The 19,988-nt window shown below is 44.6% G+C and carries 14 protein-coding genes; 7 read left to right on the top strand and 7 right to left on the bottom strand.

Features of this window, described 5'->3' with window-relative positions; all coding sequences use genetic code 11:
- Positions 1–553: 553 nt before the first annotated feature.
- The 6 genes from R7P67_RS01185 (at position 554) to sstT (ending at position 5,988) form a co-directional block, all read left to right on the top strand.
- The gene (locus tag R7P67_RS01185) at positions 554–1,471 is read left to right on the top strand and encodes a DUF368 domain-containing protein (RefSeq protein WP_170893936.1); all 918 of its coding nucleotides are present in this window, start codon (positions 554–556) and stop codon (positions 1,469–1,471) included.
- A gap of 243 nt (positions 1,472–1,714) precedes the next feature.
- Complete coding sequence (locus R7P67_RS01180) at positions 1,715–2,140, top strand: hypothetical protein (protein WP_025768641.1); 426 nt, start codon at positions 1,715–1,717, stop codon at positions 2,138–2,140.
- Positions 2,141–2,149: 9 nt separating this feature from the next.
- Complete coding sequence (locus R7P67_RS01175) at positions 2,150–2,764, top strand: SCO family protein (RefSeq protein ID WP_042522188.1); 615 nt, start codon at positions 2,150–2,152, stop codon at positions 2,762–2,764.
- The gene (locus R7P67_RS01170) at positions 2,754–3,062 is read left to right on the top strand and encodes a PTS transporter subunit EIIB (RefSeq protein WP_262653226.1); all 309 of its coding nucleotides are present in this window, start codon (positions 2,754–2,756) and stop codon (positions 3,060–3,062) included. The genes R7P67_RS01175 and R7P67_RS01170 overlap by 11 nt, the downstream gene beginning before the upstream one ends.
- 275 nt (positions 3,063–3,337) lie before the next feature.
- On the top strand, positions 3,338–4,414 hold the full coding sequence (rsgA, locus tag R7P67_RS01165) for a ribosome small subunit-dependent GTPase A (protein ID WP_262653224.1): 1,077 nt from the start codon (positions 3,338–3,340) through the stop codon (positions 4,412–4,414).
- A 356-nt stretch (positions 4,415–4,770) separates the two neighbouring features.
- The gene (gene sstT, locus R7P67_RS01160) at positions 4,771–5,988 is read left to right on the top strand and encodes a serine/threonine transporter SstT (protein WP_005374821.1); all 1,218 of its coding nucleotides are present in this window, start codon (positions 4,771–4,773) and stop codon (positions 5,986–5,988) included.
- A gap of 65 nt (positions 5,989–6,053) precedes the next feature.
- Here sstT and pdxY read toward each other — a convergent pair whose 3' ends face one another.
- The 6 genes from pdxY to R7P67_RS01130 all read right to left on the bottom strand — a co-directional run bounded on the left by pdxY (position 6,054) and on the right by R7P67_RS01130 (position 13,505).
- Positions 6,054–6,923: a pyridoxal kinase PdxY gene (gene pdxY / locus R7P67_RS01155; RefSeq protein ID WP_213962302.1), complete on the bottom strand. Its 870-nt coding sequence runs from the start codon at positions 6,921–6,923 to the stop codon at positions 6,054–6,056.
- Between the two features lie 101 nt (positions 6,924–7,024).
- A complete protein-coding gene (locus R7P67_RS01150) occupies positions 7,025–7,213 on the bottom strand; it encodes an AbrB/MazE/SpoVT family DNA-binding domain-containing protein (RefSeq protein ID WP_005458312.1) in 189 nt (62 codons plus the stop codon).
- A gap of 147 nt (positions 7,214–7,360) precedes the next feature.
- Positions 7,361–8,671 (bottom strand): putrescine-ornithine antiporter, encoded by a 1,311-nt coding sequence (potE, locus tag R7P67_RS01145; RefSeq protein WP_005374814.1) that lies wholly within the window; start codon positions 8,669–8,671, stop codon positions 7,361–7,363.
- A 61-nt stretch (positions 8,672–8,732) separates the two neighbouring features.
- Complete coding sequence (gene speF, locus R7P67_RS01140) at positions 8,733–10,913, bottom strand: ornithine decarboxylase SpeF (protein WP_011106546.1); 2,181 nt, start codon at positions 10,911–10,913, stop codon at positions 8,733–8,735.
- Positions 10,914–11,323: 410 nt separating this feature from the next.
- The gene (locus tag R7P67_RS01135) at positions 11,324–11,770 is read right to left on the bottom strand and encodes a helix-turn-helix transcriptional regulator (RefSeq protein ID WP_005374797.1); all 447 of its coding nucleotides are present in this window, start codon (positions 11,768–11,770) and stop codon (positions 11,324–11,326) included.
- A gap of 538 nt (positions 11,771–12,308) precedes the next feature.
- Positions 12,309–13,505, bottom strand: coding sequence for a tetratricopeptide repeat protein (locus R7P67_RS01130; RefSeq protein WP_213873745.1), 1,197 nt, complete (start codon positions 13,503–13,505; stop codon positions 12,309–12,311).
- A gap of 546 nt (positions 13,506–14,051) precedes the next feature.
- Here R7P67_RS01130 and pulA point away from each other — a divergent pair.
- A complete protein-coding gene (pulA, locus tag R7P67_RS01125; protein WP_239938921.1) occupies positions 14,052–18,041 on the top strand; it encodes a pullulanase-type alpha-1,6-glucosidase in 3,990 nt (1,329 codons plus the stop codon).
- A 99-nt stretch (positions 18,042–18,140) separates the two neighbouring features.
- On the opposite strand, the gene R7P67_RS01120 is transcribed toward pulA, so the two are convergent.
- The gene (locus R7P67_RS01120; protein ID WP_213897494.1) at positions 18,141–19,757 is read right to left on the bottom strand and encodes an endonuclease; all 1,617 of its coding nucleotides are present in this window, start codon (positions 19,755–19,757) and stop codon (positions 18,141–18,143) included.
- Positions 19,758–19,988: the final 231 nt, after the last annotated feature.

Here is a 19,988-nt window from a genome sequence, read left to right as displayed (position 1 = left end):
TAAAGTAAAACACAAGGGTTGGCGTAACACGTCAGCCCTTTTTTATGACTGACAGTAAGAGAAGTGCAATTTGCAAAGCACGTAAGTAACGTTGTTCATATAAAAAAATAGCCAACCGCAATAATCGCGATTGGCTTATATTTAGTGTGAACAAATTGTATTCACTAACAACGTCAGTTGGCTAGGTGACCCTCGGCTTAAGAAGGGTCGAGCAGTATTATGCATTAATCATGCCAAAATGCAAAGACTTATTTTTGGGCACAAGATCTCATATAAGCTGGATTTATTCACGCGCAAATTATCAAAATGCAATTTGATAATGCAAATTGCAATTGCATAATGCAACCAAGATTGATAATTGATAGTAGAGTTAATCATCTCAAAAATGTAAACCAAGCATTAAAAGCTCGTTACGGCGGCATTGTCTCTTGGCGGGTAATAAAGATAGGCAACAGATTGGATATAAAACCAAGTAGTTACAGCACTATTTCATACTTTTTTCATCGCAATGTTTGTATACTCTCTGCCATCGAAACGACTTAGCATTAGAGCAATGAACTACTTAATTACTTTCTTCAAGGGAATCGCCATGGGTGCAGCAGATGTTGTACCTGGTGTATCTGGCGGCACCATCGCGTTTATCACTGGTATTTACGATACGCTGCTTGAAAGCATTCGACGCATTAACCCCTCACTTTTCTCTATCTGGAGAAAAAAAGGGTTTAAAGCCGCGTTTAATCACATCAACGGATTCTTCCTAATCGCTCTGTTTGCCGGCATTTTCACCAGTATTGCAACGCTAGCAAAGTTGATTACTTGGCTTCTTGACACACACCCGATCCCACTTTGGTCATTTTTCTTTGGTCTGATTTTGGTCTCTGTGTATCACATTATTCGTCAGGTTGAGCAACGCGATCTTGTCCGCTTTGTCATTCTGCTCGTTGGTGTCGGGTTTGCTTATAGTATTACTGTGCTCAAACCTTTACACATGGAACCAACGGCCATTAACACCTTATTCGCTGGAGCTATCGCGATTTGTGCGATGATCTTGCCGGGTATCTCTGGCAGTTTTATTTTGCTGCTGATTGGCATGTATGCTCCTGTATTAGCCGCAGTGAAAGGTTTTCAAGTCGATACATTAGCGCTATTTTTGTCTGGCTGCGTGATCGGTTTACTGTCTTTCTCTCACTTATTGTCGTGGTTACTACGCAAGTTCCGTGATTTCACCCTGATGTTTTTGACTGGATTAATGATTGGTACGTTGCCAAAGATTTGGCCATGGAAAGAAACCATCACTTGGCGCACCAATTCGAAGGGCGAACAAGTGCCATTGCTACAGCACAACCTATCACCATTTGAATTTGAACACGTGACATCACAACCTTCTCAGTTAGTACTTGCTGTCGTGATGATGCTTGCAGCCATTGCTCTGGTTTTAGGTCTAGAGAAATTCGCAGACTCAGATAAATAACTTTGGTATCAAACACATACTGAACCAAATAAAAACGGAGCCAATTGGCTCCGTTTTTATTTATTGGCTAAGGGCAAAACATCTCAATTGAAAACTCTGCTGTATTTGATGCAATAAAGTCCGTCGCGTTATAAGGAAGCTGGTCACCGAGGTATAACGCACAATTTACCGAGGTCACGAGTTGGCGAGCGGCGCATCTGTGCTACGATGCTCGTAATGTTAAGTGATAAATGCTGAACCTTAATGAAACTGTTACAAATCGCCGCTGTTTCAGCCGCATTAGTTGCGGGATTTTATGCCCCGACTCTAATAAAAAGCTTTTCTTCTTCCACTCAAAGCAAGTCAATAGATGAATACTGCTTTCTCTCTACAACCTCTTGCGTCCAAGAAAATGTTACGATGACGCTAAACTCAGAAACTGCTCAACCCTTGGTTCCTACCACTCTAAATGTTGAGTGGCATACAAGCGATGCTAAGCAACTCATCCTAAGTCTTTCGGGAAGAGAAATGGAGATGGGTGAGCCTAAGTTTTTGCTGAAGCAAATCGCTCCTGGCCAATATCAAGGTGACATCATTCTCCCGGTTTGCACGGAGGATGCAATGACTTGGGTTGGTGAACTCAGTGATGGAGAGAATACCGTTTACCCTGCTATAAAAATGCAAAGATAAGGAATCGTTATGAGCCGCAATTGGTCCCTATTTCTCGTAGCTGCTTTCGCACTCGGGTTTGGCGTAAAGAGCTATTTAGATAATCAGAAAACGAAGCCAGAGCAAGTGGACAGTTCCACCTCTCAACAAACGGTATTGTTTGGGGAAAATAACCAAGCCGTCAATATCTTCGATGTGAATGACCCTCGCATCCGAGTCGTCTATTTTGGCTTTACTCGCTGCCCAGACGTTTGCCCAACTTCTCTTGCAATGCTGGCAGGAGCACTGAATCAAATTGACGACGCGCAAAAAGCGCAACTACGCCCGATGTTCATTTCTTTGGACCCAGAGCGTGATGAGGCCGATGCATCAGCAAAATATGCCCATTACTTCCATCCAATGATTGAAGGCCTATCGGCACCACTTGATGTAACGACACCTTTGGCACACAACTATGGTGTCATTTTCCGCAAGACAGAATTGGAAGGCTCGGAACTAAAGTACACGCTGGATCATAGCTCTTACTTTTACTTCTTGAAGCCGGATGGCACGTTAATCACTAAAGTACCGCATACGCTCTCGCCGGCACCGATTGTTGAAGCCATTTCAAAACTAACGACCGAAGGCTCTTCAAATGACGGTTAAGTCAGCGCTGAAGCAATTTTTCAATTTCCTAACTCATACCAACCCCAATGTCGAACAAGACGTCGATACGATCATTGACGCCATTGGGGGCATAGAGAACCTGCTAGAAACTGGTGCATGTGCGACTCGGCTGCGTCTTACCCTCAGAGCGACGTCCGTCATCGATAAGAACGCACTCAAAAATCATGGCGCGCATGGCGTCGTGATATTGGATGATCGTTATGTCCAAATCATATACGGCTTAAAAGCCAACACGTATTCGCAGATTATGGAAGAGCGCATCACAAAACAAAGTTAATATTTTTGCAGTATAGCTACCCTCTTTAAAAAAGGGCAGCTATACTCTTTTGGCTTAATTAACTCACTTATTTATTAACCAACGAAGAGGACACAAGATGATTGTATTGAATAACACTAACTGGGCATCGCAAGGGTAATCCTAACAGCACCAACTCTGTGGCATAGCCACAACTCCCCTTCTCTGCCCGGTCTTCACCGGGGTCAACTCTATCCGAATTAGACCCTAATGCGATTTGTATTAAGGCGCTTTGTTGCGTCTGGGATAATTCAATAATGAATCAAACACATACTTTTTGTGACACATTAGTTTCAACTTCAAACCCTCTAAAACAATTGGGTTGGAAACCATTTTTTCAGCAACAACTGACATTAGACGATTACGACAACACTATCTTTGCTCGTGTAATTGCGCATCACCGAAGTGGTTATTTATTGGCAACAGAAACTGGGCAAGTTCATCTTAATGCCCACCATTCTTTACCCAATATGACCGTCGGAGACTGGGTAATCTTAAATGAAGATCAGCAATTTGTTCGCTTACTGGATCGCTTGAGCCTCTTTAGCCGCAAAGCCGCTGGCAGCAAAGTGGCAGAGCAACTCATCGCAGCCAATGTGGATACAGTGTTTATCGTCTGTTCCCTTAACGACGACTTCAATTTAAGTCGTATTGAACGTTATCTTGCCTTGGCTCATGAAGCCGAAGTCGAACCCGTCATCGTGCTTTCCAAAGCCGATTTGTGTGACAATACTGATGAACTAAAAAGCCAAGTACAGAAGCTCGACCCTCTATTAGCTATAGAGACAGTCAACGGCTTAGAAATAGAGAGTGCTTCTAAACTCATGACCTGGTGCAAAGAAGGACAAACCCTCGCTTTTATCGGTTCTTCAGGCGTTGGCAAATCAACTCTTGTTAATGCATTACTCGGGCAACAAGAACAGGCAACTGGGCATATTCGTGAAGACGATAGCAAAGGGCGACATACAACTACATCGCGCTCTATCCATCTATTACCTGATGGCGGCATCTTGATTGATACTCCGGGAATGCGCGAGCTTCAACTAGCAGATTGTGAATCGGGGGTCAGTGAGGCATTTTCTGACATTGAGGCGCTCGCTCAGCGTTGTCGCTTTGGCAATTGTAAGCACCAAACTGAGCCAGGCTGCGCGGTTCAAGCTGCGATTGCAAATGGCAAACTGGAGGTTCGTCGTTTCAATAACTATCAAAAACTATTGCGAGAACAAGCCTTTAACGGCGCGACTTTGGCAGAGCAACGAGCACAAAGTCGACAATTCGGTAAACTTGCTCGCAATGCCATGAATGATAAGCGCAGGCGCCAACAAAGTTATTAATTTGTTGCGTTTGAGTTGTCAATAAAATCAAAGGAGACGAAAGTCTCCTTTTTAACAACTTTATTAAAAACCATTACTCATAACTAATGATAATTTTCAACATAAAAATCTTATTTAAATAACATTGAGCAAACATTTAATCCAAAAACAAACTAAAACTAGACACAAAATATTACCAAGCTAAGATATGTGATATTCAGCAAGAAAATGGCTGAATTTATAAAAACAGGATAATTGATAATCATGTGTCTTAGTGACCAGAAGCAATGCTCACCCCTTGTAATATAAGGGCATTATCGCCGTGTAATGATGGACTATTGCCCTGCCACTCTGGCATAAATTTGCAGGAATGATGTATGCAACACAACAGCCTCGTTGCCCGATATGCTCGTGGTAACCTCGTCGTCCAGATCCTTGTCGGTATCGTCTTTGGTATTTTGCTCGCGACAATTTCTCCAAGCCATGCCGAAAGCGCGGGATTAATTGGTAGCCTTTTTGTCGGTGCGCTTAAAGCGATCGCGCCAATCCTTGTGTTTATTTTGGTTGCCGCTTCAATTGCAAACCAAAAGAAAAACCAACACACTTACATGCGCCCAATCGTTGTACTGTACCTGATGGGTACATTCTTCGCGGCGCTATCAGCAGTGGTTCTAAGCTTCCTTTTCCCGACCAATTTAACGCTTGTCACCGGCGCTGAAGGTGCAACGCCTCCTCAAGGTATTGCTGAAATTCTACGCACATTGTTGTTTAAACTGGTCGACAACCCAGTAAATGCACTAGTAGAAGCAAACTACATCGGCATTCTTGCTTGGGGTGTGGGTCTGGGTCTTGCACTACACCACGCATCGGCAACAACGAAGGCCGTATTTGAAGATCTAAGCCACAGCGTGTCTCACATTGTGCGCTTTATCATTCGTCTTGCACCATTTGGTATCTTTGGCTTGGTTGCTTCAACGTTTGCGACAACGGGCTTTAGCGCACTAGCAAGCTACGCACACCTTCTGGCGGTTCTTCTTGGCGCAATGATGATCATCGCACTCGTTGTAAACCCAGCGATCGTGTTCGTTAAAACCAAACAAAACCCTTACCCACTTGTATTCCGTTGTCTACGTGAAAGTGGTGTAACTGCGTTCTTCACTCGTTCAAGTGCGGCGAATATTCCAGTAAACATGGCACTATGTGAGAAACTAAAACTGGACGAGGATACATACTCAGTATCTATCCCTCTAGGTGCGACCATCAACATGGCTGGTGCTGCAATCACTATCACAACACTAACGCTTGCAGCTGTGCACACTATGGGTATCGAAGTTGATCTACTGACTGCGCTACTTCTAAGTATTGTAGCTGCGGTTTCTGCATGCGGCGCATCAGGTGTTGCAGGTGGCTCTCTACTACTTATCCCACTTGCGTGTGGCCTGTTTGGTATCTCAAACGACGTAGCAATGCAGGTTGTAGCGGTTGGCTTCATTATCGGTGTGATTCAAGACTCTGCAGAAACTGCGCTAAACAGCTCAACAGACGTTGTCTTTACAGCAGCAGTTTGTAAATCAGAGCAGCAAAAAGCTCAGTAAGACTGACAGAACAAATAGAAAGGGGAGCCGATGATGGCTCCCCTTTTTTGTTTAATTGCGCTCAATTACGCGGTGACCAAAGCCACTTCTTCAATCAGGAAGTGTTTGCTTGGTTCAACAAACTCTTGCTGCGCAGCAATAGTTTGCAGTTCCCACTCACCCGCATGGTACGTTGCACTCAACACCCCGTAACACGCGTCGTGACAATGTTGGAAAGCTTGTTTAGGAGACCAGCCTTTTAAGAGTCCCGCGGTAAAGATAGCTGAAATAAGATCGCCCACGCCAACAGGTTGTTTAGCAAACTCAAATTGAGGACGCTTCGCAAGGTAAATGCCTTCTTGCGTAGCCAATAGCATGTTGAAGCTGCCATTTTCTAGGCAGTAAAGGTGCTTAACTAGCACCACTTTTGGACCTTTCTCTAGCGCACGTTGGCATGCGGTGATCGCATCGTCTAGTGAGTGGATTTCCATCTCAGCAAATTGACTTAGCTCGAATTGGTTCGGAACGATCACGTCCGCCATTGGCATCAAACGCGTTAGAAGATTTTCAGCAATGCCCGGAGCCACAATGCAGCCTTTGTCTGGCGCGCCCATCACAGGGTCGCAAACATAAAGTGCGTTCGGGTTCGCTTGCTTCACTTTCGTCACGGTATCTTCAACAACAAGACACTGCTCTGCGCTACCTTGGTAGCCCGTCAATACCGCTTGGCACTTTTCCAATGCACCGATGTTACCAAGGCCACGAACTAACTCGCTGATGTCTTCAGCCGCAAACGCTCGCCCAGTCCAGCCTTCTTGATACTGTGTGTGGTTAGAAAATTGAACGGTATGAATCGGCCATACTTCGAAACCCATGCGTTGCATTGGGAAAACGGCACTGCTGTTACCAGCATGACCAAAAGAAACATGAGATTGTATAGAGAGGATACCTTGCATAGTACCTTACCTCTTATTGTAGTTATCGATAGTTCAAAGACAGCGGCAAGCGCCAGTTTTGCGAAACCAGTAGTGTATCCGACAAACCAAGATTCTCTAACTCAATTCTCCTCAATATCTTCAGAGTAAGTTGGAGTGCTGGTTTTCAACACCATCTTCTTAATTTCCATTTTGTCTTTATTCAGTGCGATTTCTAGGGTATCTCCTTCCCTTATCCCGAGCTGAGCCAGGATTGCGCTTGGAATGACTACGGCGGTATCGTCACCGATTTTAACAGGTTGACTTATCATCTTTCGTCCTCCAAATGTCGAAAATGAGTTTTCACGTCATTGGATGTCTAGCCTCAAATACTTTGAGCTGACTTGGATTTGGCGTAAATGCCTAAAAACAAAGAGCCTTCCACACCGCGTTTGGGAAGGCTCTTTCAGTATTATTTTTTAATTTGCTAAAGGCTCATGCTTCGCAGCAATCAGACCGTAAGCACTCCAGCCTAGGAAGGTTACAATAGAGCCCCACATCATCGCTTCGTAGCCGGAGCCGTAAAGCGCGTAGAAGCTGTACAGAGAGCCAATCAGAGCGATAACGTTGGTGGTTTTCATCTCGCGCTCCGGCACGTGTGCCACTTGCTGCATGATGAAGATTGCGCCCATACATAGAATGTAAGGAATAACGTTTGTTACTACCGCTAGGTTAACCAGCGCTTCGAACTGCTCGTTCAGCGTTGGAGAGATCGTCATTAGAGACAATACAGATTGGATAATAGTAATCGCGATCATACCTTTGATTGGCGTACCACGTTTGTCCACTTGAGAGAACAATTTAGGGAAGAAGCCAGCATCAGAAGACGATTTGAACACTGACGCGATAGTGAATTGCCAACCCAATAGAGAGCCCGCACAAGCCAATACCGCCATACCCGCAACCACTTTACCAGCGGCTGAACCTAACATCACTGTCCATACAGTTGAGAATGGCGCTGTAGATGCAGCAAGCTCAGAGTTTGCAACGATACCAGAACAGATGTTTGTCGATACAATGTAAACCACAGCCGCGATTAGTGTACCGCCCAGAACTGCGATTGGTACGTTCTTCTCTGGGTTTTCTACCGCTTCAGAGTTCGCACAAGCTGATTCAAGACCAAGGAATGCCCATAGCGTCATCGCAATAGAAGCACTCACTGCTTCACCAAATGGCAAGCTGTGTGGGTTCCAAGCTTCAATGTACATGGTTGGGTTAAACCAGAACCAACCAACAATACCCAATGAACACACTGGTAGGATTACGCCCCACACGGTGAATGTACCAATTTGACCTGTGATTTTCGCACCACCGAAGTTAGCGAAAGTACAAATCCAAAGAATGGCGATGGTGTACAAACAGGTTTCGACCGGAGATAGGGTCACTTCAAAGAATGCGGAGCCGTAACCCACACAAGTAATCGCGATCGCAATGTTCGCAATAAGGAGTGACAAACCGTAAGTCCAGCCCGCCATAAATGCACCCGATTTACCGAATGCATAAGACGCGTAACCGTTCATACCGCCGTCACGTTTACTAAAGCGACCACATTTTGCGAACACGTAAGCCAACGCCAAAGAGCCCGCCGCCGTGATCAGCCAAGACAACACAGAAATGGTGCCCACTTGCGCCAGTTTACTTGGCAGCATGATGATGCCGGAGCCGGCCATGTTGATGAATGTCAGAATGGTTAACTGCACCACCGACATTTTTTTAGTTTCAGTACTCATAAATTATTCTCCACGAATAAGCGGTTCGCACCGACGCCGGAGCGTGGTGCGAACGGGTAGATTAATCTTTTAGGACATAACAATGTGCGGTAGTGCGACCGTTAACATCTTCAAGGTACACACCTTGAATTTCTGGCGCGAAGCCTGGGAAGCGGTTAATGCCTTCTTCTAGAGATAGGAAGTAATCCACCACGTGTGGGGTCCAGATTTCACCAGTGATCACACAGATGATGCCTGGAGGGTAAGGAAGTGCACCCTCAGCGGCTACGCGACCAACGGCCTCTTTAAGTGGTAGGTAATCGCATTCACCACGGAAGTATTTGCGTGTTGCCACGTCTGGTTTGTGAACCATTTGTGGGAAGTACTCGCTGCGGAACATCGCTTTTTGTAGCTGTTTCACGTTCAGCTCTTTGTACATGTCATGCATTTCCTGACATAGCTGACGGATGGTGTAGCCACGGTAGCGTTCTTTATTCGCTTCGTAGACGCTTGGAAGTACGATACTTAGAGGCGCATCATCACGGATGAATTTTTCGAATCGGTTAATTTGAGCCACAAGGTGACGGATCTTACCCATATCTTCCGCAGGAGTGAGTAGGAACAAGATAGAGTTCAAGTCACACTTCTCAGGGATGATGCCGTTTTCACGAAGGAAGTTCGCCAATAGCGTTGCAGGAATACCGAAATCTGCGTAGCTGCCGTCTTCTGCAATACCCGCAGTAGTTAGCAACAATTTACATGGGTCAACGAAGTATTGACCTTCACCGTAACCTTCAAATTTGTGCCAGCTTGCGTTTGGCTCAAACATGAAGAATTTCTTGTTCGTTGCGATCACGTCAGTGTCGTAGCTGCCCCAAGGTTGACCTTCGACTTCGTCTGGAATGAACGGACGAATCAATTCACAACTCTTAAGGATTTCTTTACGCGCTTCGATACCTGTCTTAACCGCATCGCGCCATAAACGCAGACCGGCTTCGCCGTCGTGGATCTTCGCGTTCACATCAAGCGCAGAGAACAGTGCGTAGAATGGTGAAGTCGATGCGTGCATCATAAACGCGTTGTTAAAGCGTTTGTGGTTACAGTAACGAGCTTGACCTTTGATATGGCGGTCTTTTTTGTGGATTTGCGATGTTTGAGAGAAACCAGCTTGTTGTTTGTGAACAGACTGAGTCACGATCACACCTGCGTCTTCTGGTTTCAAATCCAGCAGCAGTGGTGAACAGTCTTTCATCATAGGGATGAACTGCTCATAACCAACCCACGCAGAGTCAAACAGGATGTAGTCACAAAGATGACCGATCTTATCCATCACGTAGCGAGCGTTATAGATAGTACCGTCGTAAGTACCAAGCTGGATAATAGCAAGACGGAAAGGACGTTCATCGCGTGCACGTTCTGGATCCACTTTCGCGATTTGAGCACGAATGTATTCTTCATCGAAACAGTGCTCATCCATACCACCGATGAAGCCCCAAGGGTTACGCGCCGTTTCTAAGTAAACTGGCATACCACCCGCTTGGATTAACGCACCGTGGTGGTTCGATTTGTGGTTGTTACGGTCGAACAGTACCAAATCACCTTCAGTTACTAGCGCGTTACACACCACTTTGTTTGAAGCAGAAGTACCGTTGAGTACGAAGTAAGTTTTGTCCGCGTTAAATACTTTTGCAGCGTGCGCTTGCGCTTGGTGTGCAGAACCTTCGTGGATCAGCAAGTCACCTAAATCCACGTCCGCGTTACACAAGTCACTACGGAACAGGTTTTCGCCGAAGAAATCGTAGAATTGTTTACCAGCTGGGTGTTTTTTGAAGAACTGACCACCTTGGTGTCCCGGACAGTCAAACGCTGAGTTACCCATCTCAACATAGTGCGTTAATTGCTTGAAGAAAGGAGGAAGCAGACGACATTCGTACTTGGTTACCGCTTCGTTGATTTGACGACAGTAGTACTCAATAGATTGTCTTTCTAAATCGATAACGCCAGTTAGCCAAACGTAATCTTCTGCCGAAACTGGGTTTTCATCCGTTACTAAGAAAACTGGAATACCGTAACCCGTTTCAGAAATCATTTTATGCAGACCTGCTTTAATGTCTGCTGAAGTAATAATAGCCGCACCAACGTCGGTTAATTCAACTTGCTCTAAAGGTTGTAAATGACGATTAAATTGTTCATCTAAAGATTCAGCTAATAAACTGAAGTCTTCTGGCATGTAATTACTAACACCTATAATTAAACGTTTCATTTGGAATATCTCTTTTTTGTTCTTTAAAATTGACAGGTACAGATATTACAAACGAAAACGATATTTAAAATTCAAAAAACAAATTTCGTGATTAAATTTTCATATTTAAAAGTCTTATTTTCTCGAATTAAAATTTCGCGATCTTCATCACTTTCCAATTGATAGCCCAATGATATTGAAACCAGGCTTAAAAGGAAAAATAATTAAAAATTGTGTGACCACAGCCATTGTTGTTAGAAATAAAATATCAAGAAAATAATTTTTTGAGATTTCCATCACTATATAATTATTAGGACTATATTATTAGGAATGATAAATATTTTAATTTTAACTAAATTTAAACACATAATAAAAAAGCCATCAACACATGTATTGATGGCTTTTTACTTTAGGTGCAAAGGAAACACAATTCAATTAAATAAATGACTATCTAGTTTGACTCCATCATTCGACCATTGCTGATAACGTTTTACAGACATGCCTGACGAGTACATAGTGTGTTTACAATCCATGCACTCGACAAAATACAAGCCACTCATGCCAGCCATAACGTGCAGTCTACGGCTATCGCAACGCTTACAGGACAAGCGTTTTACTTTGGTATTGACGTCAATACGACGAGCAAAGTTTAACGTTTCATGAGAGCATAAAGCATCAACAGCACTATCTTTAAATGGATGTTCACTCAACAAGTAATTAATGGCGTAATCATACACCGGGGGGATTGAAGATTTTCCACTTTCAATATTACTTATTTTAGCGACGGAAACACCTAATAAAGAAGCGAACTCAGCCTTACTGTACTCTAAGATAAACCTTGAAGAGATAAATTTATCTGCACTAATGATTCTCAACATACACAAATCTCTAATATAAATAAAAACAGAGATAAAAAATTATCTCTATTTATTATGAAACATGTAATGAAAAAGTTACTTCCTAGTGTAATTCTGCATATTAACTATGCTATTTTATTTTTACGTTATCTTGCGCCTAATTAATCATAAAATCAATAATCAACACCTAAATATAAAAGAACAATTTAAGATTTATAATACATTTTTTAATTTACATTATTAGATAAAGTAATGAGTACTATTCATCTATAAATCGGGGCATCAAGCACTTGCTCTTCAATCATTATTACTATCAATTGAAAAGGCTTGATCTAAGCCCAATAGCGGAAGTAAATAAAGAGGGAAAAACCTCTTTTTTAAGGTACACAGATCCCATCTTAGTTAAGTACTAAAAATATGTTGAAAAATCGCATAAATAGTATGCACATCAGTAAAATGACTGCTTAAGTAAGTTTACATTCTGTTGTCGTGACTGATAGAGATACTGGCAAAAGAGCAAAAGAAAAGCCTCAATCTTGAGGCTTCTGGATAAGATAGGTTATGGCTGAAGGAAGTTTTGAGTGAAATCGAGCGCATCTTTAGAGAGTTTTTTTTCGTTGGGCGATGTGCTTGCCTGGTCTTCTGCTGTTACCGTTGTCATGTTAGGCTGAAAATCTAGTGTTGATGTCTCCTCCCAAGCTTCGGAGGCGTCTTTATTCTCATCATTCAACACCGCATTGAGCTCCTCTTCCGCAGGAAAATACGCTTCGCGTTTGTACACTTTGTTAAGGGCTCGAATAATAGAGTGCTTTCTCACCATGCCTGATGCCAGCTTTCTTTGCAACGGCTTCGCTATGGACTGCAATCCAACGACAACATCAACACCAATATTGGTTGCCACTTCATCACGCAACGTACGTGCAGGTTGGTAGCCCATATTGGCAGCAAGAAACAGCCAAACGTAAGCAATTGCATTACCCGTTTTACCTTTATCCTTCCACGCTTCGCCAGCATGATACATCGCTTTAGCACTGCCACCTTCCGCGGCCCGTTCCAGCCAGTAGCAACCTTTAACCATGCTTTTTTCTGTACCAATGCCATTTAGGTAACATAAGCCGACTTGGATCTTGCCATCTGCACTGTCTTTTTCCGCCGCTTTCATAAACCAGTAAAGCGCATCTGCACTGCGTCCTGCACTATTGTCTGGTGAAAGCTGCCATTCCCCCATATAAATCATGGCATCAATGCAGCCTTCTTCGGCGGCAGTTTCAATCAGTTGGTTACCTTTTGGGATATTTTTTTCAGTTCCTCGACCAAAGACCAAGGCCTTGCCCGTCGAAAATTTCGCTTCGGTATCCCCTTCCATTCCCGCAATTGCGGTACGCCAGAAGTTTGCCTGCTCTTTTAAAATCACATCTTCGCGCATGCGTTCACTTAAGCGAACAATGCCGTACATCCCCGTCACGTTGTCCAGTTTAGCGGCTTTATCATACCAATACAGCGCTTGACGAATGTTGTCCTTTTCGGCTTCTTTCGCTAGAAATAAAATGGTGGGGATATGCCCGGTTTCTGCTTTGAACTCTCGCTCTTTACGCTCTTGCTCTCGCGCTTTATGCATCGCCTTTCGATAAGCGGCTTCGCGAGCTTTCCTCTCTGCCTCGAGTCTCTGTTTCCGCATCGACAACGAGATCATCCACACAAATATCAGGACGAGTGAAAGGCCAGTTGCCGCAATGGCAATGCCCATACTACTCATAAATAGCCTCTTTTGGTTTCAGGGCCCAATTCAACTCCCTTTCAGGGAAATCTTATGATTACGCGCCGACATAACGCCGACTACCTTCATTATATAACGACCACTTAGCGAAAATCTGAAGCTTGCGAAGACTTAATGGCGGTATTTTATTCAACATCACTGCAACTTATTTTTAAAAGAAAAATATAGCCCTCATTTTTATAGAACTTAATCACGGTTTTGGGGCTGAGACATTCTCATCCCCTATCATCCCCCCTTACTCATCCCATAAAAATTTACATTTTAATGATGTGCAGAATCTCTCACTATGCGCCTGTTTTATTATTTAATTTGTGAACAAAATCGACTGTGACAGAAAATTTGCATCTGTAAAAAACTTAACAGCCTGCTCTCACATTTTGCTGATGATTCAGTGTATTAGCATCTAATTGAACATTTCCTTTTTTGGCATCTGCCTTTCTAGCGTGTGCAAAACCTTCTTGATGATTGAGTCAGCGAAGGCAGCGCGCAGCTCAATATCAATTCAATAACAATGGATTTGTAAACGTGGACAATAAGACATTTAAATTATCAACAATTGCCAAAACCGTACTGCCTTTGATTTCCGTCGCGGTAATCAGCGGTTGTGGTAGTGATAGCACGAACGAAGATACGACGAACCCTGGCTCAGGCTTGTACCCTGCGGGAGAGAACGAAGTCGTCATTTATTACAAACGTGATGTAGCATCAGCTTCAACAGCAAGCGACTACGAAGGTTGGGGCTTGCACCTATGGAACGGTGAGGGCTGTACCAGCACAGATTTAGACGCAATGGGCATTCCGGGAACAGGAACGGATTGGTCTGCGCCACACCCATTCGATGGCATCAACGACACCTACGGTGCTTACTACGTACTGAAAGTGAACCCAGATGCCTCTGACCCACACGAATGCATGAACTTCATTCTGCACAAAGGTGATGAGAAAGCATTCGGCAGTGCAAACTCAAAAGTGGAGCTGACGAAAATCGGCGAATCGAAAGGTTTGTTTGGCTTCCACGGCAGCAGTGAGCTTTACTACGAGCCAATCGAAGAACGCCCTGTTGATATTGATGGTCAAAAAGCGCATTGGCTAGATGCCAACACCATCGCGTGGGAAGCGGCGGCCAATGCGGATTCCATGAAGCTGTTCTACAGCCTTAGCAATGACATCAAAATGGATGAAGATAAGCAAATCTCTGGCGGTACAGCGGTTGAGCTGACAAAGGCTGGTGAGTTGTCTGATGGTCTGAAATCACGCTTCCGTCACCTTGCTAGCCTTCAAGCTGCGGGTATCGATGTCGATGACGCGACCTTGCGTACGATCCTGAAGTCACAAATCGTTATGGTGGCTTACAACGCAAATGGTGACGTCATTTCTGCAACTGAAGTGCAAAAACCGGGCGTTTTGGATGCGGTGTTTGCCGATTCCAAGACAGGTAACGCGATCGGTCAAGAACTCGGTGCGATTGTGGAAGGCGGTGCCGCAACCTTCAAACTATGGGCACCAACTGCCCAAGATGTTGATCTGATAATCTACGATGAAAACTTAGCAGAAGAAGCGACCGTTGCCATGACGGAAGACCCAGCAACAGGTATCTGGGTTTCTGAGGCACAAAGCAACGTTGTCAACAAATACTATCGCTACCAAGTTAAGGTATACCACCCAACAACTGGCGTCGTTGAAACGCGTTTGGTAACAGACCCATATTCAATGAGCTTGTCTAAGAACTCACGATACTCGCAAGTGGTTGATTTAGATGATCCAAGCTTAATGCCTCAAGATTGGAAAAACTACGCACGCCCAACGGTTAAAAAAGACGAAGACCACGTCCTTTACGAGTCACACATTCGTGATTTCAGCTTTAACGACAGCAAAGGCACACCAAGTCTTGATGGCAAATATCTGGCGCTTACAGAACCTGAGCGTGAGTCTGTATCTCACTTACAAGCTTTAAAAGATGCTGGCCTAACAACGCTACATATCTTGCCAGCATTTGATATTGCAACCGTGGATGAAGACGCTGACCAGCGAGTCGATATCACCGACACCGTGGGTAAACTTTGTGGCATCAAGCCAGAAGCCTCCATTTGTGAGACCGAAGATGACGGCAAAGTAATTGAAGAGGTATTAAATAGCTACGACCCAACAACGGGCAAAGCACAAGCGTTGATGAACGATCTTCGCATGCTAGACAGCTTCAACTGGGGTTACGACCCTTACCACTACACCGTGCCGGAAGGCAGTTATGCGACCGATCCTAACGGGTCTAAGCGTATTCTTGAGTTCCGCGAAATGGTTCAAGCGACGCATAAAATGGATCTGAAACTGGTCATGGACGTCGTGTACAACCACACAAATGCATCTGGTGTGAACGAAAAATCAGTACTGGATAAGATTGTCCCTGGGTACTACCACCGCCTAAACGTCAACACTGGCGGCGTCGAAAACTCAACCTGTTGTGATAACACCGCAACCGAGAACTTGATGATGGGTAAACTAATGGTTGACTCATTGATGGTATGGGCGGATGACTATAAAGTCGATGGTTTCCGTTTTGACCTTATGGGCCACCAGCCGAAAGATGTGATGGTTTACGCACTTGAAAAAGTCCGTGAAATTGACCCGAATACCTTGTTCTACGGCGAAGGTTGGGACTTTGGTGAAGTCGCGCAAAACGCTCGCTTCGATCAGGCGACACAAGTCAACATGGCAGGGACAGAAATCGGTACTTTCTCTGATCGTCTGCGTGACGCAGTTCGTGGCGGAAGCCCGTTTGATGGCGGTGTAGATTCTGAAGGTAAGCACCCACTTCGCTTTAACCAAGGCTTTGGTAATGCTGCTTACCCTAACGAAGAAACCAAAACTGACGCAGAATCGGTGAATGGTCGTTTACACAACCAAGATCTGGTTCGTCTAGGTATGGCTGGTAACTTGGCTGACTACATCCTTCTTGATTACAAAGGCGAAACCAAACTGGGTAAGAACGTTGATTACAATGGTGCGCCTGCAGGCTACACAAAAGTGCCATCAGAGAACATCTCTTACGTGTCTAAGCACGACAACCAAACATTGTGGGATAACAACGCCTACAAGATTGCGACTGGCACTTCATCTGCCGAGCGTGCACGTATGCAGGCTGTGTCCCTATCAACGGTGATGCTTGGTCAAGGCATTCCATTCATCCACATGGGTTCTGAGCTATTGCGCTCTAAATCCATGCAGCGCGACTCGTACGATTCTGGTGACTGGTTCAACCGTGTATTCTTCGACGGAAGCGACAATAACTGGAACGTTGGTCTACCACGTGAAGACAAAGACGGTGCAAACTGGGAGCTGATCAAAACCATCGTTGGTGACAGCACGGCGAAACCAGATTCAACCGACATCGAGCTGACTAAGCAACAATTCCTAGAGCTACTAAAAATCCGTAGCACAAGCGAACTGTTCCGCCTAGATACCGCGCAAGAAGTGATGAACCGTGTGGACTTCCGCAACGTAGGGAAAGACCAAGTGGAAGGCTTGATTGTGATGTCTATCGACGATGGTACATCAGCAGGTGCCGATTTAGATTCGAACTACGATGCTGTCGTGGCCGTTGTGAACTCAACATCAACTGAGAAGTCTTTCAAAGTTGCTGGCGCAACTGGTTTCGAGTTACATGAAGTTCAACAAAACTCTGCGGATGACATCGTGAAAGGTGCAAGCTTCACCAATGAAACGTTCACAGTACCAGCACTGACAACAGCGGTATTCGTGCAGCCACAAAACGGCGCACAAGGTGCTGGCCTACCAGTAAACACGGATAACAAAGACGTATCGAGCATTCCTCCTTACGGCGAAACCGTTGTTTACGTGAAAGGCACGATGAACGAGTGGTCTGATAGCAGTGATTGGGCGATGACCTTTATTGGCAACGGTATGTACTCTGTAACTGGCGTTCTTGAAGCTGGTGAACACGAGTTCAAATTCGCGGACTCTGGTTGGGCAAATCCAAACATCGGTTGTGATATTGCGAATATAGCTTCTGGTTCACTAGACTTAGGTTCAGAAGGTAACTGTAAGCTGTCTGTTGCTGAAACAGGTAAGTACAACTTCACTCTGAACGCGCTACATGTTCAAGATGAAAGCGTAGAAAAACCGGTCGTGTCAGTGACCAAGTCAGCAGATGCACCAACATTCGGTGAAACAGCACTTTACTTACGTGGCACTATCACTACATGGGATGCTCCAGCACAAGACTCAACTGCGAAGTTCAGCTATGTAGCAAATGACGTTTACTCGCTAGACATTACCCTAGCGGCGGGCAACTACGAGATGAAAGTTGCGAGCGCAGACTGGGCAGCAGACACCAACTTCGGTGGCGAAGGCAGTGTTGAGCTTGGTAAAGCGCTAACGATGGAAGTCGGTGGCGGTAGTGCAAACCTGAAAATTGCGATTGCAGAAGCAGGAAATTACAACTTCCACTTCAACGCGGCTGACAAGTCGGCGCCAATCGTGACGGTAACCAAAAACTAGTTTCATTTAAAAACATCCGTAATGAAAAAGGGGAAGCATCACGCTTCCCCTTTGTTTTGTTGGCGTCACTAAATGGTGGATACCAAAATCAAAAAGGTGTTAGTTTCCCCAAATCTGTTCAACAAACTCAGGATGATCAATGAATGGATTACGATTGCCCTGAAAATCAAACACTTGTTGATTGCGATTTCGTTCTTTTTCACTAACGGGATCATTTTTGTGCCAACGCTTAAGCATGTTTAACACCCAAGGTTCAAAAACCGTCGAACTTGAACCATCAAGGACAGCATCCGCATTGCTTGAGTTACCTTCCCAATTACCTACAACATTTTCATAACGGGTCGCCATGTAGAAATAAGCACGGGCGAAGTCGCCCTTAAACTCATCAATCGGCTCAAACACCGTACCGGAGTAGCCCAGACTAGTGCTTGCTTGGCCAAGTTTAGAGCCATTACTAGACACGTAGGTCGCGGTGCCCACTTCACCAAATGGCCAATTACTGCGCTTCGCGTTTACATAACCATCAGTCGCAAACAAGTGATGACCGTCTGAGTTCATCGGCTCAACCTTACCGCCAAACCAGCTTTTCGGAAAAGAGTGCTCACGGTTGTAGCAATCCCCTTCCGTTTTGTATTGGCCACATTGGTCTGTGACTTTGGTAAAGCTTACTGTATCGCTAGCAGATGGCTTTTCAGAGTACATATCGAGAATAGAGCCATCATTTTCATAATAACGATCAATATCGGCATCTTTTACCAAGGTCCAGACCGCAGAATAGCCTCGGCTGGAGTGATTATTGATAATGTTAAACAACGCTGTTTTTAGAGCGTATCCCGTCTTACCAGATGCCGCTTGATAGTAACCATCAACCACTGGTGGGGTCGTCGTTGTGTCACCTAAGTTAAAATCGGTGGTTTCACTTTTCGAGAATTCAGCGCCAGAAGCAAGAGTCTTATCTCCCTCAGTCAGCGTGTACGACCCCGCGCCACTGCCACAACAAATGCCGTCACCATACTCGTCTTGAATCGTGAATTGGTAGTTACCGTCAGCTAAGCACATGCTCTTTTCAATGGTGATTGCTGACTCATATCCCTGACCAGAAAACAGTACTTCAGCTTGGTTGTTTTTTAACGTCCAGCTAGTTTCTGAACCATAATTATCTGTTGTGAGAGTCAAGACCACTTGGTGATCACTACAACTTTCTACAGGAGGTTGTGTACTCGTCTCAGTCGGTTGAAAATTATCGACGTAGACAACTTCTGAGCCATCAAAACTGGCTTCATCGTAAAAACGCAAACCGACGTTGATGGTCTTGTTCGAGCTCGCTGTGTAGTTGTGCGCAAGCTCTTGCCACTGGTTTATCTGTTGTGGGTTCGAGTAATTGTGATAACCATCAACCACCAGACGTGCTTTTACATTTCCTTCGGTATGATAAACCGAGACAGAAAACGGATAGGTTTTCCCTTGCTCCACATTAATGGTTTGCAAAAAGTCGGTGTTGCTTTGGGTACCTGTATTCACGACGACCTGGGCAGCCAGACCACCCGATTTGATTTGCTCGCTGCTTGGCGACACTGCAATGCCAGCGTCAATCTCTGACCACTGCGTAGGTACATTGCCATTCCACTGTTCAAAGTCACCGTTGATAATTTGGCTATATGCAAACGGCGAGCTAACAGCAGCAAGGAGACAGAGGGAGTTCGTTATGGATTTCATTATACTTTTCCATTAGTTATATAAATCCCAAACACGATAAACATATTAGTGGGGCATAAGTAATCCTTCAGTCACATTTTTACGTTGCACAAGTGTTAATTTACTTTTTAATGTGCAGCTTATCTCACAAATATCCATCTGCTGAAAACAAACGCCAATACAAAAAGCGAAGCAACTTGTTGGCTACATCGTCGCAAAACCATTAAGGGAAAAGTAAAACAGACAGAAAAA

Source organism: Vibrio sp. Vb0937 (assembly GCF_033338855.1).
The sequence above is the reverse complement of the archived record's forward strand: the minus strand, read 5'-3'. Positions and strand labels throughout refer to the sequence as shown.

What these genes read in the sequence shown, in the direction of transcription:
- R7P67_RS01185 (WP_170893936.1), top strand. Translation starts at nt 554, where the DNA reads ATGAACTACTTAATTACTTTCTTCAAGGGAATCGCCATGGGTGCAGCA.
- R7P67_RS01180 (WP_025768641.1), top strand. Translation starts at nt 1,715, where the DNA reads ATGAAACTGTTACAAATCGCCGCTGTTTCAGCCGCATTAGTTGCGGGA.
- R7P67_RS01175 (WP_042522188.1), top strand. Translation starts at nt 2,150, where the DNA reads ATGAGCCGCAATTGGTCCCTATTTCTCGTAGCTGCTTTCGCACTCGGG.
- R7P67_RS01170 (WP_262653226.1), top strand. Translation starts at nt 2,754, where the DNA reads ATGACGGTTAAGTCAGCGCTGAAGCAATTTTTCAATTTCCTAACTCAT.
- rsgA (WP_262653224.1), top strand. Translation starts at nt 3,338, where the DNA reads ATGAATCAAACACATACTTTTTGTGACACATTAGTTTCAACTTCAAAC.
- sstT (WP_005374821.1), top strand. Translation starts at nt 4,771, where the DNA reads ATGCAACACAACAGCCTCGTTGCCCGATATGCTCGTGGTAACCTCGTC.
- pdxY (WP_213962302.1), bottom strand. Translation starts at nt 6,923, where the DNA reads ATGCAAGGTATCCTCTCTATACAATCTCATGTTTCTTTTGGTCATGCT.
- R7P67_RS01150 (WP_005458312.1), bottom strand. Translation starts at nt 7,213, where the DNA reads ATGATAAGTCAACCTGTTAAAATCGGTGACGATACCGCCGTAGTCATT.
- potE (WP_005374814.1), bottom strand. Translation starts at nt 8,671, where the DNA reads ATGAGTACTGAAACTAAAAAAATGTCGGTGGTGCAGTTAACCATTCTG.
- speF (WP_011106546.1), bottom strand. Translation starts at nt 10,913, where the DNA reads ATGAAACGTTTAATTATAGGTGTTAGTAATTACATGCCAGAAGACTTC.
- R7P67_RS01135 (WP_005374797.1), bottom strand. Translation starts at nt 11,770, where the DNA reads ATGTTGAGAATCATTAGTGCAGATAAATTTATCTCTTCAAGGTTTATC.
- R7P67_RS01130 (WP_213873745.1), bottom strand. Translation starts at nt 13,505, where the DNA reads ATGAGTAGTATGGGCATTGCCATTGCGGCAACTGGCCTTTCACTCGTC.
- R7P67_RS01120 (WP_213897494.1), bottom strand. Translation starts at nt 19,757, where the DNA reads ATGAAATCCATAACGAACTCCCTCTGTCTCCTTGCTGCTGTTAGCTCG.